This window comes from Rhizobium sp. WYJ-E13 (assembly GCF_018987265.1).
Lineage (GTDB): Bacteria > Pseudomonadota > Alphaproteobacteria > Rhizobiales > Rhizobiaceae > Rhizobium.
On the sequence record NZ_CP076853.1, the window covers coordinates 3256483 to 3272219 of the forward strand.

The window sequence follows — 15737 nt, forward strand, 5'->3', positions numbered from 1 at the left end:
CGCATGCGCAGCCCTGAGGGGATAAAGCGCTCAGGCACTTTCCTTGAACTCTGCATCCCCGTCGTCGGGGCCGCCCATGGAGAGGTCGAGGGCAAAGCCCTTGGCGCGTGCCTGCTGGGCGGCGACCGTATTGGCGGCCGCGGTCTTCTTGCTGACCGGCTTGCGACCTCCGGTCGGAAGCGGCGTGCGCACCGTGACCTTGGCGGCCGGAGCGCGGGAGAGGCGGTTGCCGGCCATATCCACCTTGAAGAAGGCGATCGAGGCCTGCAGTTCCTCAGCCTGGGTTGCCAGCTCTTCGGAGGTCGCCGACATCTCTTCGGAAGCGCCGGCATTCTGCTGCGTCACCTTGTCGAGCTGCTGGATCGCTTCGTTGATCTGGGCAGCACCGATATCCTGCTCGCGGCAGGCAGCACTGATCTCGGAGACCAGCTCGGCAGTCTTGCGGATGTCTGGAACCAGCCGACCCAGCATGTCGCCGGCTTCCTGGGCTGCCTTCACCGTATCGCCCGACATCGCCGAGATTTCGGCGGCTGCCGACTGGCTGCGTTCTGCAAGCTTGCGCACTTCCGAGGCGACGACCGCAAAACCCTTGCCGTGTTCGCCGGCACGGGCGGCTTCGACGGCGGCGTTCAGGGCGAGCAGGTCGGTCTGGCGGGCGATTTCCTGGACGATGCCGATCTTTTCGGCGATCGTGCGCATCGCAGCCACTGCGCGGTTGACGGCATCGCCGGAATTCTCCGCATCCTTGGCGGACTGGCGGGCGATCTTTTCGGTCTGGGCGGCGTTGTCGGCGTTCTGCTTGATGTTTGAGGCCATCTCTTCCATCGAAGCGGAGGCCTCTTCAGCCGAAGCCGCCTGTTCGGTCGCGCCCTGCGAAACCTGCTCGGAGCTGGCCGAGAGTTCCTGGCTGCCGGACGAGACGTTTTCCGCAGCCGCGATTGCGTCAGCGACCACACCACGCAGGCGCTCCACCATCTGCTCCAGAGCGATACCAAGCGTATCCTTTTCCGAAAGCGGCTTAGGAGAAACAGTCAGGTCGCCGTTCGAGATGAGATCTGCCACGTTGGCCGTTGTGCGTAGGTTTGACACCATGCTCTGCATGGCGATGCCGAGAACATCCTTGTCCGACAGCGGTTTTGCGTCGACCGAGAGATCCCCCATGGCGATCTTGTCGGCAAGCGCTGCAGTGCTGCGCAGGTTGGCGGTCATGACATTGACCGTGTCGATCAGATCCTTGATCTCATCATTGGTCTTGATCTCGACCTTCTGTTCGAGATCGCCCTTCGACACGGCCTCCGCAATGAAGGCAACTTTCTTCAGACCGCGGTTGATGCCGAATGCGATCCAGACCGCGATGGCCGTCGAGAAGACGAACAGCACCACTGCCATGCCGATCAGGGCACTGCTGGAATTGTCGTATTGGACATTCGTCGCTTCGTCCGTAGCACGCAGATCCTCAACGATGTGATTGTTGAGTTCACCCAGGATCTTCAGAAGATCGTCCGTGACCTTTGCACCATCGCCCATAGAGATCTGGGCGGCATGCGCATTGCTTTCAGTTGTGTTCTGGGTTGCCAGATCGAGGATCTGGTCCTGCATTCGCGTCCAATTCGGATAGACCGAGCGGAATTCTGCGAGCTTGCCGATGATTGCGGGGTTGGTCTCCTTGTCGAGCCCGGCCAGCCGATCGTCGATGGACTTTCGTTCCTGCGTGACCGTGTCCCGATATCCGGTAATGGCAGCGGGATCCGTGTTCATGATGGCATTCTTCTCGGCGCGGATCGATGCGGCGACCGCATCAGAAAGCTCGCTTGAATTCAAAAGGTTCTTGGCAGGACCGGCAACGATATCGGTGACGGCAGCATTGAGTGAATATAGATTGGTAATGGCAAGACCTGCCATTCCCAGCGCCAATAATATTACGAGACCAAAAGCAATACCTAGCTTCATTTTAATGGTGAAACGCATCTCTATCCCCTGGAAGCGGAAAAATACTGTCTCGCAAGGCGGCCCAAGAGCGGATCGCCAGTGAAGAAACCAAAGAAGAGCCAAAAAAGGGGGACAGCGAGTAATTCACTTCCCAGCAGTCGGACATCTAGTGATCACGACGCTAACGCATACACACGTTGCGGGATATTTCCGTCCGGGGCCGCCGAAACGGCCTCGGAGAGTTTCGGTTCACTGCGAAGCACTCAGGCGCTTTCGCGGAAGTCGTCGTCGCCGGCGTCCGGGCCGCCCATCGACATATCCAGGGCAAAACCCTTGGCACGTGCCTGTTGGGAAGCTACGGTGTGGCCGTGATTGTGGTTTTGCGTCGCCGGAGTTGGCTTGCGTGGGGCAGCGGCGGCCGGAGCCTTGATCACCTTGGCGGTCGTCTTTGCAGCGGTCTTCCGTACACCGGCACGGGTCGCGCCTGCCGTATCGACCTTGAAGAAGGCAATCGAAGCCTGCAGTTCCTCGGCCTGAGCAGCAAGCTCTTCGGAGGTTGCCGACATTTCTTCGGAAGCGCCGGCATTCTGCTGGGTTACCTTGTCGAGCTGCTGGATTGCTTCATTGATCTGCGAGGCGCCGATATCCTGTTCACGGCAGGCGGCACTGATCTCCGAGACCAGTTCGGCAGTCTTGCGGATGTCAGGAACCAGGCGGCCGAGCATTTCGCCAGCATCGCGTGCGGCCTTGACCGTATCGCTCGACATGGAGGAAATCTCTGCGGCCGCCGACTGGCTGCGTTCTGCCAACTTGCGGACTTCGGATGCGACCACCGCAAAGCCCTTGCCATGTTCGCCGGCACGAGCCGCCTCGACAGCGGCATTCAGGGCGAGCAGGTCGGTCTGGCGGGCGATTTCCTGGACGATGCCGATCTTTTCGGCGATCGTGCGCATCGCATCGACGGCGCGGTTGACGGCGTCGCCGGAAGCTTCCGCGTCCTTGGCGGACTGGCGGGCGATCTTTTCGGTCTGCGCGGCATTATCGGCATTCTGCTTGATGTTCGCAGCCATCTGCTCCATCGAGGCGGAGGCCTCTTCAGCGGAAGCCGCCTGTTCGGTCGCACCCTGCGAGACCTGCTCGGAGCTGGCCGAGAGTTCCTGGCTGCCCGAAGAAACGTTGTCGGCAGCAGACAGGGCATCCGCAACGACACCACGCAAGCGTTCGATCATGATATTGACGTTGCCGAGCAGTTCACCGATTTCGTCATGCGTGGTGATTTCGGCCATCTTCGTCAGGTCGCCTTCGGCAACTTCGCGGACAACGGTGTTGGCGCGGCTAAGACCCTTGCTGATGGTATTCGCGATCCAGAAGGCAGTGAGGCCAGCAACCAGCAACGCTACGGCAGCAACCGCAATCATCGTCGTGCGCGTCGTGGCATACTGCTGATCGGCGCTATCATCCGCTTCCTTCATGCGCTGTTTTTCGAGCGTCAGAATTTCATCGAGTGTGGCGTCGATATCGTTGGCCGCCTGGCGAGCCGTCGTGACCGAGACATTGTTGGCGCCGTCCATATTGCCGCCCTTGATGAATTCTCGGATCTGGTCGTCGGCCTGATTGAATGCCTTGGAGAGTTCGGCAACTCGTTCCCAACGCGCCTTGCCTTGCTCGGTCGCAAGCTTCGTCACGGCAGCGAAGGCATCGGCGAAGTCCTTGCGAGCCTTGTTGCCTTTCTCGACCGCACCGGAAGCGTCGTCGGCATTCCGCGCCGTCAGGAGATTCTTCTGCTGGCGGATGGCTTCGAGCTGGGCGATATTGATCTGTTGCGCCAGGTCGAGGCGCGCAGCGGGACCGGCAAGAAGGTTACCGATCGTGTCGTTTAGCGAGCCGAGGCTGAAGATGCCGTAGGCGGCAGTACCCATGAGCATGAGAATGATAAAAGTGAACGCTGTCACCAGCTTTGTCTTGATCGTCAATCGCATCGTCTTAACCCCTCAATGATTGGCCCCCGGCTAGTTGACGGCCCCCGCCGTCTCATGCCTCGATGAGAAAATCGCCTGCAAATTCGGAAGGATGATGAACTCGCCCCCCCTCTTGACCAGGCAGTTGATATAATCGGCGCGCCAGCGCATACCCACGCTTGGCGGCGGTTCGCTGGCGCTCTTCGTCAGCGTCGTCACCTCGTTCACCTTGTCGGTGCGCATTCCCACGAGTGTCTGCTCCCCCTGCAGGTCAACCTCGATGACGATGATGCGGCTGTCGATCGTCGCTTCCGAAGCTTCCATCCCGAAAGCGAGACGAAGATCGGCGAGCGGAATGACCTTGCCGCGGAAGTTGATGACGCTGGCGACGAAAGGCTGGGCACCCGGCACCGCGGTTTCGGGAAGCAGATCCAGGATTTCCTGGACGATGACCGCTTCCAGAGCGAAGGTCTCGCCATTGAGATCGAAAGTCAGAACTTCGACTTCCTCGGCATAATTCCAGTGTTTGTCGAATTTTTCGGCTGTTGCTGCTGTGCTCATCCTGCCACGCGCAATTGCGCCTCCTGTTGCTGACCCGCGGCAACGAGGTGCCCGACGTCAAGAATGAGAGCGACGCTGCCGTCGCCAAGAATGGTGGCGCCAGAGAAGGTCGCCACGTTGTTGTGCAGTTTCGACATCGACTTGATGACCGTCTGGTGGTCGCCGATGATCTGGTCGACCACCAGACCGACACGTTCGGTACCCGTCGAGATGACGACCACCTTCTGATGCACGTCCGGCTTGGTGCCGGTGCGGAAGAGATCGCGCAGCCTGAGGAACGGCACCAGGCTGTCGCGCAGCGAGATGAAGCTGCGCCCACGCGAGCGGAGATCTTCTTCCAGCGACAGTTCGAGGCATTCTTCGACCGCCGAGAGCGGGATGACGTAACGGCCGGAACCGACACGCACCAGCAGGCCATCGATGATCGCGAGCGTCAGCGGGATGCGAAGAGAGACTTCCGATCCCTGCCCCGGAAGGCTGACGATCTCGATGGCGCCACGCAGCGCCTCGACCGTCTTCTTGACGACATCCATGCCGACGCCGCGGCCGGAGAGATTGGTGATCTGCGCGGCGGTGGAGAAGCCCGGCGCGAAGATGAGCTGCAGCAGCTCCTGATCGGAAAGCGGCTGGCCGGGTGCAATCAGGCCAGAAGATTCCGCCTTGGCGCGAACCCGCTCGCGGTTGATGCCGCGGCCGTCATCCTTGATGGAAATGATGACTTCGCCGCCGGACTGGCGGGCGGCAAGCGTCACGGTCCCTGCTTCCGTCTTGCCGGCGCCAAGGCGTTCGGCTGGCGGCTCGAGGCCGTGGTCGATCGAGTTGCGGACGAGGTGGACAAGCGGATCGGCGAGACGCTCGATGACGGTCTTGTCGACTTCGGTGGTCTCGCCTTCGGTGACGAGTTCGATCACCTTGCCGGTTTCACGCGCGAGATCATGGACGAGGCGGCGGAAGCGCGAGAAGAGCGTTCCGACCGGCACCATGCGCAGCACCATCATCGTGTCGCGAAGCTCGCCGGAGAGACGTTCGATTTCCTCCGAAACCGAGCGCAGGGCGATATCCGAGCTGGAACTTGCCAGCTGGCTGAGGCGCGACTGGGCGATGACGAGTTCGCCGACGCGGTCCATCAGTTCGTCGAGACGTTCTGCCGGAACGCGGACATTTTCCTGCGCTTTTGCCTGGGCTGCGGCTTGGGCGGGTGCGGGTGTTTCGCGCTTCACCGGAACGGCCTCGACCGGGCGGAATTCCGGAGAGGCGGCGGGTGTTGCCGCGGCGACGGGAGCGGCGTCAATTACATCCTTCTTTGTATCAACCGGTGCGGCTTGCGGACCGGCGATCTCCTGAACATCGAGCTCCATATCGTCCATGACGAAGATGAAGACGTCGTCGATGGCGGAACGGTCCTGCTCGCTGGTCAGAACAACGTCCCACGAAACATAGAGTTCGGTCGGGACCAGATCATCGAGTGTCGGAATGCCTGATGTATTTGCACGGACTGTGCATTCGCCGAGATCGCGGAGTTCGTCCAGAAGGCTGAGCGGGTTGGTGCCGTTGGCCATGGCATTTGCCGGCAGGCTGAAACGGATGCGCCAGGTCGTCGTCTTCTTGGCAGGAGAGGCTGCAGTGACAGCGGGCGCTGCAGCGGCAGGCGCGGCAGCCTCCTTGGCCTCGGCCTTGCCGCCGACGGCGGCCTGAAGCTGGGCGAGCAGCTTGTGGCCGGTATCGCCATGATCGGCATCGGGTTGCTCGACGAGAGCCCGCATGTGATCCTGCGCGGCAAGGACGGCCGCGACGAGTTCGGCGGTCGCCGGAACCTCACCCTTGCGGACACGGTCGAAGGCCGTTTCGCAATGATGGGTGAAAGCGGCAAGCGCCTCGAAGCCGAACATCGCCCCCGAGCCCTTCAACGTGTGAAGGCCACGGAACACGGCGTCGACGAGATCCTTGTTTTCGAGGTCGTGGTTAAGGTCGAGAAGGCCGGCCTCGATCGCCTCGAGGCATTCGGCTGCTTCGGTACGGAATACTGCGACTGGATCAAGCGAGCTCATCTGCCAAGGACCTTCTTCACGATCTTAACGAGATTTTCCGGATCGAACGGCTTGGTGAGCCAGCCGGTCGCACCGGCGGCCTTGGCGCGCGCCTTGAGGTCGGCATCGGACTCCGTCGTCAGGAAGATGATCGGCACGCCGGCCTGGGCGGGCAGCTTGCGCAGCTCCTCGATCATCGTCAGCCCGTCCATGACGGGCATGTTGAGATCGGTGACGATCAGGTCGAAATTGCCGCTCTTGGCGATTGCCAGGCCCTCGGCGCCATTGACGGCTTCGGTGACTGCGTAACCTGCATTGGTGAGCGTGACCTTGGTGGTCAGCCGGATGCTGGCGGAATCGTCGACGGTCAGGATGTTTGCGCTCATAATGTCACCTCTTTATGCAACCAGAACTTCTTGTCTTCTTCATCGAAGGCCTCGGTAAATCCGGCCCGCTCGAGAACCTTGAGAAGCGAACCGCTGGCCGGAGTCGAAAGGGTAAAAGTCTTACCTGCGGCCTTTGCCTGACGGCGGGCCGCTTCGATGAGCTGAAGGAAACTCAGATCCGCCTCCGCATTCTCAGGGAGACTTAGAGTAATATTGTTATTGTCACGGAATCGATCAACAATCTTCGAATATACTTCTGAAGCATTACGAATGCTCAGAACTTCTGGAAGGGATATAGATTCGCAATATTGTGCCTGAGTATCCAATGCGGCCTCCATGGTCGGAGAAATACTTAACGACCCTAAAAGGACTCTCATGACAGGCTTAACAGCGCGTAAACGGCGGTTGTAGGAAAGTGCAATTAGCGCGAGTCCGGACTCCCTGAATTATCATCCAAGATAATTTATACTGAAGCCTTCTCACATTATAAAATACCATAAAAAACAAAAAGATAAACAGCGACAACGCAAGGCCTGTCAATTCTTGCCGAATACTTTCATAGGTTGTTAATCACAACGTCTACGAGTCTGTGGCGTTTACCTGCCGTTTCCATCCTGCCCGTACAAATAGAGTCAAATTGCCTGTGTTTATAAGTAAAGGTACAAAAATGACAAACGCGACGGCATCGGCACAGACTGCGTTTTACGCATCAGGTTTGGATATCAGTCAGACTCTGGAATCGGCCCGCACCCAGGTCGAGGAGCGCTTCCTCGAAGGTGGCACTGTCCTGCTGTCCGTCATGGATGTCCTCAATCGTCTGTTGACGTCGCTGGACCAGATCACCAAGGCGCTCGACAACAATGAGGCGAGTGATACCAGCGCCGATCTCAATGCAACCGTCCAGAACCTGATCGAGCTTCCGGGCGCCGAAGAAAACCGCCAGCAGGCCCTGGCGGCACTTGCCCAGACCGGCTCGGAACTGCATCGGCATGTCGCTGATATGCAGGAGACGATGCGTTATCTGCGCACCTTTGCGGTCACGGTGAAGATAACAGGCGCGGGCCTTGCCGAATTCGCGGGCTTCGCTCAGGAGATCCTCGAACGCATCTATTCAGGGACCGACGAAGTCAACCGTTTCGCTACCCATCTCGACAGCCTGCAGAAGGAGGTCAAGCTCGCCCTCTCCTTCGGCAACAGTCTCTCCAAGAACTATGCCGACACCGTTCCTGCCGTTGCCAGGGCACTCAAGAACGACGCGAAGAAGATCGCCGATCATCGCCAGAATCTCGGCGCGATCGCCCGCGACGTCGGTGCCGTTGCCCGTGGCGTGCAGGCCAAGGTCGCATCCACGCTTTCGGCGCTGCAGATCGGCGATATCACCCGCCAGCGCATCGAGCATGTGCAGAGCACCTTCTCGTTGCTGGAGGATTTTTTCGTAAGCGAGGACGGCGCCAGGCTCGATGCCGACGCACGCAAGCGCCTGCAGAACGTCATTCATCACCTGACGGCCGCCCAGATAGCGGACATGTGCACGGATTTCCAGCGGGATTCCCGCAATGTCGTGCAGACTATCGCGAGTTTCAGCCAGGATACGCAGGAAATTCTGAGGTTGCGCGACCAGATGAGTGGTCAGAGCGACGGCAATGGCGGCAATTTCATGCGCGCGCTGGAATCCAGCGTCTCGGCCGCCCACGAGATCGTCAAACAGGTCGATGCCGCGGGCCGACAGGCCGATCAGGTCAGTCAGTCGACCCTCGGCACCGCCGCGACGCTTCTGCACTCCATCGAGGCGATCCGCGCGGTCAAGACCGATATTCACTACATGGCGCTGAATACCAACCTGCGCTGCAGCCGTCTCGGAGAAGAGGGCAAGTCGATCAACGTCGTTACCGCCGAGCTGCGAATCTTTGCCGGCAAGCTCGACGATTCAGCCGATGCCATCGTCAACGGCCTGCCGGCACTCGAAGCCTCGGCCGGACGCGTTGCTCCTGCAGGCAGCGCCAAGAACGGCGGCCTTGCCGAAAGCCTCACCTCGGCGGTCGGCACGATCCGCTCCGCAGCCGACCTGATGGAAGACGAGCTCAAGGTGCTTGCCGAACATGGCCGCGAGGTCGCGACCAAGATCAACCTGCTGATCGGCAAGCTCGATTTCCAGCATGATCTCGGCGATGTGCTCGCTCGCTGTGCCGATGTTCTGGAAACCGTGGCCGGCGATCGGATCGCCGATATCTCCGACATCGCCGAGGCGATTGCTCCGCTCGACCGCAAGATCTTCAAGCTCTACACGATGGTGCAGGAGCGCAATGTCCATCGCGACATCGTTCCCGCCACCGAGGAAATGGCGGCACCCGCATCTGCTGAGCCGGCAAAAGCCCAGAGCGACGAGGATCTGTTCGAGGACGCGCTTTTTTGAAGCAAGGCCCACGCGTTACAGCATCGGCCCAAAAATCGGAATCGATTTTCGGAAAGCCTGATGCGTAGATTCAATGAGCTATAGAGCGTTCTTAGTGCGTCCGAATGGACGCACGGCGCTCTAATTGGTCCGGCGGAACTTGTTTGCCGCCTCGATCGCCGCCTTCTGCTGGTCGTCCTCGATGCCGAGATAGAAATCCTCGAGCACCGGGTCGGTCAGCCCCGCCCGCCGCGACAGCACGTACCATTTCGCGGCCTCGATTGGATCGGGCGGGGTACCGAGCGCATTGATGTAGAGATGTGCGAGCTTGTTCTGTGCAACGACATTGCCGCGGTTGGCGGCAAACTTCAGCCACTCGAAGCCACGCACGTAATCCTTCGGCCCGCCGATACCGTTGACCAGCCAGATACCCATGTCGAGCTGCGCCGTATCGAACCCCGCGCGCGCCGCGCGCGCCAGCCAGTCGCGGGCCAGAAGCTTCTTGTCTTCAGGCAGATCGGCAACCTTCTGGTAGATCTGCGCAACTGCATATTGCGCATCGGCGACGCCCTGTTCCGCAGACTTCTCATAATAAGGCAAGGCAAGCTTCAGCCCCTTGTCGCCGCGATTGTCGGCAACGAGCGTCTGCGCCCAGTTGAATTCGGCAGACGAATTGCCCGCATCGGCCGCTTTGCGCATGAATTCATCGGCCTTCGCCTTGTCGCGCGTGACGTTGTTGCCCTCCATGAGGAGCAGGGCATATTTGAACATGGCTGCCGGATCGCCACCCTCTGCTGCCTTGCCGTACCAGAAGGCTGCGTTCTTCATGTCTCGCTTGACGCCAAGCCCCTGCGACAGGATTTCCGCAATCAAGGTCTGGGCAGCCGGATCGCCGAGCTGCGCCCGCGGCAACGCCTTGTCCATGGCAGTCAGGTAATAGCCACGCTGATAGGCGCCGAACGCCTCGTCGATCTGCCCCTTGTATTCCTTTTCAGGCGGCAGGTCGGGCAGCTTTGCACCCATACGATCGAAAACCCCGACGCCATCGGATGGAATGGCGCCAGCGGGCGGCTGCGGCCGGTCGGTACGGAATGTCTGGCTGGGCCTCGCCGAGGGTTCGGTAATCGCTTCACTCGCCTGGGCCAGCGCAAACTCCGGCCTGACCGCCAGCAGGGCGGTTATGCAAAGGAGAACGCATCTCGAAAGGCGGGCAGGGATCGGCATGAGGGCGATATCAATCCTCAAACCGTGGCGCTTTTTCGTCAAGCAAGGCATTGATCTGAGCCACGATCGAGGACGCCTGCGCCGGCTCCCCAAAAACCCCCATGCGCATCGCCACGAACTCCGCGCCGGTCTCGGCAACGGCAAGCGCGGAAGCCGGATCAGTGCCGCCCATCACGATGCAGGGGATCTCGATCATCGATGCCCACCACTCGGCAAGCGCCAGGTTCTTCGGATGCGCCTCCGGCTTGATGTCGCCATCGAGCTTGCCGAAGAAGATGTAGTCGGGCCGTTCCTCGCCGACTTCCAGCGCCGTATGCCGGTCGGCCGCATTGCCGCCGCCGACGATCAGCTTGTCCGCGTAACGATCGATCGCATCGGCAATCTCGCTTGCCGGTCCTGTGATATGCAGGCCATCGGCCTTCGAACGGCCGACAACGCGGCTGTCGCCGGCGATCAGTGCCGCAGCACCGGCAGCCTGAATGATCGGGACAAGCTTCTCCGCGCGTTTCTGGAAGCTGCCGTCATCCAGATCGTATTGCGGCAGAATGACGGATGCGACATCGCCGCCATCAAGCGCATCGGCGACGCTCTTCACCTGTTCATCGGCATCGGCGATATCGGGCACAACAAGGACAAGGCGGCAGCGGTTTTCCGGTTCGGTCATGAAGTCTTTCCATCTGCGGCAGTTTTTCCCGCTCTATGGCGGATCCGCACTCGTTTTGAGTGAGTAATTCCGATAGAGGGGGCTTGCAAGGGGAGGAACTTCAAAAGCATGCCGCAAGATCTGTCATTCTACTACGCTGCAATCCCGGCTGTCATTCTGGTCGGGCTTGCCAAAGGCGGGATGGGCGACGCTTTGTCGCTGATCGGCCTTCCCTTTCTCGCCCTCGTGGTCGCACCCGTCGAGGCCGCCGCGATCCTGCTTCCCATTCTCGTCTTCATGGACATGATATCGCTGGTGATCTGGCGCCGGCATGGCGACTGGACGACGCTGAAGATCATGCTGCCAGGCGCTATTCTCGGTATCGCCTTCGGCTGGACCACCTCGGCTCTCGTACCAGGCAATGTGCTGCGTATTCTCATCGGCGCCGTCACCATCGCCTTCTGCCTGCGTTATTTCTGGAACAATTTCGGCCCCGGCAAGGGGAAGGTCATCCCGCCGCGGCCCCAGCGCCCGGTGGTGGCGAGCCTTTGGAGCACGCTTTCCGGCTATGGCAGCTTCGTCGCCCATGCCGGCGGCGCGCCCTTCCAGATCTATGCTTTGCCACTCAAGCTGCCGCCGCGGGAATTCACCGGCACTAGCGTGCGCTTTTTCGCCATCCTGAACGCCGTAAAGCTCATTCCTTATTTCGCGCTTGGCCAGCTCGACACCCGCAACCTCCTGGCTTCTGCTACGCTTCTGCCCTTCGCTCCGCTGGCAACAATTACCGGCGCATGGTGCGTACGGCGCATGAAGCCGCAGATATTCTATCCCTTCATGTATGCCATGGCGCTGATCGCCGCTTTACTGATCCTGCGCGAAGGCATGCTCGAATAGGGTTGCCTTCCGTTGCGATGCACAATTTCCTTGCTGCAAGAGCCTGTTTGACGTAGCTTTTTGCGATGTCGAACGCGGACCCCTTCACTGCGATTGCCGATCCGAACCGGAGGTTTTTGCTGGAGGAATTGCGGCGCGCGCCGAAGACGGTCAATGAGCTTGCCGAGGGCCTGCCGATCAGCCGCCCGGCCGTGTCGCAACATCTGAAGGCGCTGCTTGAAAGCAACCTCGTGTCCGTGACCTCGGAAGGCACGAAGCGCATCTACACGGTCAACAACCGCGGTTTCGACAAGCTCAATCTCTGGCTCGATCAGTTCTGGGCCTGAAGACGCCCTTTTCTCATAAAAACGCCAGCCCGATGCCGCATGCAAGGGACTGGCGCTTGATTTCGGTTATTCACCGGGTCTTGCTTGATAGTCTAGAAAACTGGGGAATTTACCTTTTCTTTCACAAGACTGATATCCGGCGATATCCTGGAAAGATCAATGGACGGATGACTTGAGACGCTCGATCTCGTCCTTGATGCGCAGCTTACGGCGCTTGCATTCGGCAAGTTCAGTATCGGAAATAGAGGGAGATGTTCTCAGGGCATGCAACTCCTCCTCGAGAGCGACATGCTTTTTCTGGAGCGATTCAAGATGAGCTTGAACAGTCATTTGACCCTTCCTTCCTCTTACCCTTCCCCAGCCATCCATTGCTGGAGATCCAAGGTGTCAACCAGCGGACTGTGACACATTTTTAAAGGCTTGTCGAAGGCCAAAAGATGAAGACTAAGCGGCAAATTCATGATCAACACTAACTTCCCGTTACCTCTATTTGGTGATAGGAGCTTGCGGAAATTATCGGCAGACCGGACAAGGTCCGAAGACGATCATGGGGAATACAAATGGCCGATCAGGAACAGGCGGAAATCAGGCTCATGGTGGCGCGTCTGCGCCAGGAGCACGAGGATTACGACGCCGCGATCAACGCCATGATTGAGACAGGCTGCGACGCGCTGCGCATCCAGCGCATGAAGAAGAAGAAGCTGGTCATCAAGGACAAGCTCTCCAAGTTGGAAGACCAGATCATCCCCGATATCATCGCCTGAAGGAACGATTGTGACGATGACAGACAGACCGCCAGTCGCCATAATCATGGGCAGCCAGTCCGACTGGGAAACCATGAAGAATGCTGCCGATACGCTGGAGGCGCTGGAAATCGAGTATGACGCGCGTATCATCTCGGCTCATCGCACACCCGACCGGCTCGTCACTTTCGCCAAGGGAGCGCGCGCGGAGGGGTTCAAGGTCATCATTGCAGGCGCCGGCGGCGCGGCCCACCTTCCGGGAATGACGGCTGCCATGACGCCGCTGCCGGTCTTTGGCGTGCCGGTCCAGTCGAAGACGATGTCCGGTCAGGACAGCCTGCTTTCCATCGTCCAGATGCCGGGCGGCATCCCCGTCGGTACGCTTGCCATCGGCAAGGCCGGCGCCATCAACGCTGCTCTTCTCGCCGCTGCCGTGCTCGCCCTCTCCGACGAGGAGATCGCCGACCGCCTCGACGAATGGCGCGAGCGCCAGAGCGCCTCGGTCGCCGAATATCCGATGGACGATCTCTGATGGTAAGAACGATAGGCATCATCGGCGGCGGCCAGCTCGGCCGCATGCTCGCCATGGCCGCAGCCCGGCTGAACTTCCGCACAATCATATTGGAGCCACAGGCCGACAGCCCCGCCGCCCAGCTCGCCAACCGGCAGATCGTCGCCGCCTATGACGATCCGGCAGCGCTCGCCGAATTGGCTGATCTCTGCGACGTCGTGACGTACGAGTTTGAGAACGTGCCCGTTGCGGCTGCAGAACGGCTGGCAAAGAATGTGCCTGTCTATCCACCCCCGAAGGCGCTGGAAGCCGCACAGGACCGCCTCATCGAAAAACGTTTCATCAACGGCTGCGGGATCCCGACCGCCCGTTTTCATGCCGTCGACAGCCAGGCCGATCTCGAGCAGGCGTTGAAGGATTTCGGCGGTCAGGGTGTGCTGAAGACCCGCCGCCTCGGTTATGATGGCAAGGGCCAGAAGGTGTTCCGCTCACCGGCCGACAGTCCTGACGGGACCTATGCGGAGCTCGGCTCGGTGCCGCTCATCCTCGAAAGCTTCGTCGCCTTCGAGCGCGAGATCTCGATCATCGCCGCCCGCGCCACTGAGGGAACCGTGCTCTGCTTCGACCCGGCCGAAAATGTCCATCGCAACGGCATCCTTCATACATCGGCCGTACCGGCGGCGATCTCCGCTGCCACCGCCGATGCGGCACGCAAGGCTGCTGAACAAATCCTCACCGCGCTCGACTACATCGGCGTCATCGGCATCGAATTCTTCGTACTGACCGATGGCAGCCTGATTGCCAACGAAATGGCGCCGCGCGTCCACAATTCCGGCCACTGGACGGAAGCCGCCTGCGTCGTCTCGCAATTCGAGCAGCATATCCGCGCCGTCGCCGGCCTGCCGCTCGGTAATCCGCGCCGCCATTCCGATTGCGTGATGCAGAACCTGATCGGCGACGATATCCTGGCCGTTCCGGACTGGCTGAAACGCGACGACACGCTTGTGCACCTCTACGGCAAGACCGAGTCGCGCCCTGGCCGGAAGATGGGCCACGTGACGATGCTGACGGGCGATACCACCTGAACCTTTGCCCGGACAGCGCCTGAAAACCGCGGAAAAAAGCCTTCACGTGGTTGACACAGGGCAGAGGCCGGGTTATCTGCTCCCCCACCTGAAGAGCGCGCCCAGCCGGCGCGCTTTTGATTGTTAAAGATACGGGCGAATGTGAATTCCCCCAGAAACATCGCGGATCAGAAAAATGAAGATCAAGAATTCGCTCAAGTCGCTCAAGGCGCGTCATCGTGACAACCGTCTCGTTCGCCGCAAGGGCCGCATCTACATCATCAACAAGCAGAACCCGCGCTACAAGGCTCGTCAGGGCTGATTGTACGTGTATCCGGTTTGTCTGCCTGCGGGCTGGCATATCGGTTGGTCGCTTCGGTGATCACGTCAAATTTGTTTGATCTTCAGCGATGGCGGGCTAATATGTCCGCCATGCGCTTTTTTGCTATGACCTCAGCGGCGCTGCCGCTTGCCCTCACCCTGTTCGCCCCAGCCCTTCCTGCCATGGCGCAGCAGATGGACGTTATTGTCGAGCAGCCGGCCAATACCGATTCTTCGCCGAAACAGCGTCTCGACCAGCTCTACTCGCAGTTGAAGCGTGAACGCGATCCGGACAAGGCGAGCAGCATCGCCAATCAGATCCGCATGGAATGGAATGATTCCGGCAGCGCGACCATCAATCTCCTGATGCAGTGGGCCGACAAGGCGATCGAGGAAAAGCGCAATCCGGCAGCCCTGGACTTCCTCGATGAAGCCATCGCCCTGAAGCCGACCTATGCCGAAAGCTGGAACCGGCGCGCGACGCTGAACTTCGTGCTCGGCAACTATCGCAAGTCGATGGCCGATATCGAGCAGGTGTTGAAAATCGAGCCTCGCCATTTCGGCGCGCTGTCCGGCATGGCGGCTATCCTCGCCACAACAGGCAATGACGACATAACGCTCAAGGCCTGGGAGCGCATTCTCGATGTCTACCCCGCCGATCGCACCGCCCAGGATCAGGTCAATACGCTCTCGGAAAAGCTTGCCGGCAACCGCACCTGACCGATCCGCGCACACTTGACGGCGTGGGAAAGCACACA

The 15737-nt window shown here is 59.9% G+C and carries 17 protein-coding genes; 8 read left to right on the forward strand and 9 right to left on the reverse strand.

All coding sequences use genetic code 11. The features are described 5' to 3' along the window. Positions 1-30: 30 nt before the first annotated feature. From KQ933_RS16320 to KQ933_RS16345, 6 genes are all read right to left on the reverse strand, one after another. Positions 31-1968, reverse strand: coding sequence for a methyl-accepting chemotaxis protein (locus KQ933_RS16320; protein WP_216755851.1), 1938 nt, complete (start codon positions 1966-1968; stop codon positions 31-33). A 224-nt stretch (positions 1969-2192) separates the two neighbouring features. Then, positions 2193-3908, reverse strand: coding sequence for a methyl-accepting chemotaxis protein (locus tag KQ933_RS16325; protein ID WP_216755852.1), 1716 nt, complete (start codon positions 3906-3908; stop codon positions 2193-2195). Between the two features lie 30 nt (positions 3909-3938). Further along, positions 3939-4448: a chemotaxis protein CheW gene (locus KQ933_RS16330; protein WP_216755853.1), complete on the reverse strand. Its 510-nt coding sequence runs from the start codon at positions 4446-4448 to the stop codon at positions 3939-3941. Beyond that, positions 4445-6496, reverse strand: coding sequence for a chemotaxis protein CheA (locus tag KQ933_RS16335; protein ID WP_216755854.1), 2052 nt, complete (start codon positions 6494-6496; stop codon positions 4445-4447). Before KQ933_RS16335 ends, KQ933_RS16330 begins: the two co-directional genes overlap by 4 nt. After that, positions 6493-6861 carry a response regulator gene (locus tag KQ933_RS16340; protein ID WP_183735222.1) on the reverse strand — a complete coding sequence of 123 codons (369 nt, stop codon included), beginning with the start codon at positions 6859-6861 and terminating at the stop codon, positions 6493-6495. The genes KQ933_RS16335 and KQ933_RS16340 overlap by 4 nt, the downstream gene beginning before the upstream one ends. Then, entirely contained in the window at positions 6858-7187 is a 330-nt protein-coding gene (locus KQ933_RS16345; protein ID WP_216755855.1) for an STAS domain-containing protein, read from the reverse strand. Before KQ933_RS16345 ends, KQ933_RS16340 begins: the two co-directional genes overlap by 4 nt. 341 nt (positions 7188-7528) lie before the next feature. Here KQ933_RS16345 and KQ933_RS16350 point away from each other — a divergent pair, with 341 nt between their 5' ends. After that, positions 7529-9274, forward strand: a complete 1746-nt coding sequence (locus tag KQ933_RS16350) for a chemotaxis protein (RefSeq protein WP_216755856.1) — start codon at positions 7529-7531, stop codon at positions 9272-9274. A 120-nt stretch (positions 9275-9394) separates the two neighbouring features. Here KQ933_RS16350 and KQ933_RS16355 read toward each other — a convergent pair whose 3' ends face one another. Next, positions 9395-10477 (reverse strand): tetratricopeptide repeat protein, encoded by a 1083-nt coding sequence (locus KQ933_RS16355; RefSeq protein ID WP_216755857.1) that lies wholly within the window; start codon positions 10475-10477, stop codon positions 9395-9397. Positions 10478-10487: 10 nt separating this feature from the next. Next, a complete protein-coding gene (locus KQ933_RS16360) occupies positions 10488-11141 on the reverse strand; it encodes a thiamine phosphate synthase (protein WP_216755858.1) in 654 nt (217 codons plus the stop codon). A gap of 108 nt (positions 11142-11249) precedes the next feature. Here KQ933_RS16360 and KQ933_RS16365 point away from each other — a divergent pair, with 108 nt between their 5' ends. Together KQ933_RS16365 and KQ933_RS16370 are read left to right on the forward strand one after the other, a co-directional pair. Next, entirely contained in the window at positions 11250-12014 is a 765-nt protein-coding gene (locus KQ933_RS16365; RefSeq protein ID WP_216755859.1) for a sulfite exporter TauE/SafE family protein, read from the forward strand. Between the two features lie 65 nt (positions 12015-12079). Further along, positions 12080-12340: a helix-turn-helix transcriptional regulator gene (locus KQ933_RS16370; protein ID WP_113296103.1), complete on the forward strand. Its 261-nt coding sequence runs from the start codon at positions 12080-12082 to the stop codon at positions 12338-12340. Positions 12341-12496: 156 nt separating this feature from the next. On the opposite strand, the gene KQ933_RS16375 is transcribed toward KQ933_RS16370, so the two are convergent. After that, positions 12497-12670 carry a YdcH family protein gene (locus KQ933_RS16375; RefSeq protein ID WP_007826474.1) on the reverse strand — a complete coding sequence of 58 codons (174 nt, stop codon included), beginning with the start codon at positions 12668-12670 and terminating at the stop codon, positions 12497-12499. Between the two features lie 230 nt (positions 12671-12900). Here KQ933_RS16375 and KQ933_RS16380 point away from each other — a divergent pair, with 230 nt between their 5' ends. From KQ933_RS16380 to KQ933_RS16400, 5 genes are all read left to right on the forward strand, one after another. Next, positions 12901-13104, forward strand: a complete 204-nt coding sequence (locus KQ933_RS16380; protein ID WP_007826473.1) for a YdcH family protein — start codon at positions 12901-12903, stop codon at positions 13102-13104. Positions 13105-13120: 16 nt separating this feature from the next. Continuing rightward, entirely contained in the window at positions 13121-13615 is a 495-nt protein-coding gene (gene purE / locus KQ933_RS16385) for a 5-(carboxyamino)imidazole ribonucleotide mutase (RefSeq protein ID WP_183735228.1), read from the forward strand. Beyond that, positions 13612-14679: a 5-(carboxyamino)imidazole ribonucleotide synthase gene (locus tag KQ933_RS16390; protein WP_216758927.1), complete on the forward strand. Its 1068-nt coding sequence runs from the start codon at positions 13612-13614 to the stop codon at positions 14677-14679. The genes purE and KQ933_RS16390 overlap by 4 nt, the downstream gene beginning before the upstream one ends. 175 nt (positions 14680-14854) lie before the next feature. Continuing rightward, positions 14855-14980, forward strand: a complete 126-nt coding sequence (ykgO, locus tag KQ933_RS16395; protein ID WP_007826467.1) for a type B 50S ribosomal protein L36 — start codon at positions 14855-14857, stop codon at positions 14978-14980. Between the two features lie 101 nt (positions 14981-15081). Further along, positions 15082-15699 (forward strand): hypothetical protein, encoded by a 618-nt coding sequence (locus KQ933_RS16400; protein ID WP_216755860.1) that lies wholly within the window; start codon positions 15082-15084, stop codon positions 15697-15699. Positions 15700-15737 lie beyond the last annotated feature (38 nt).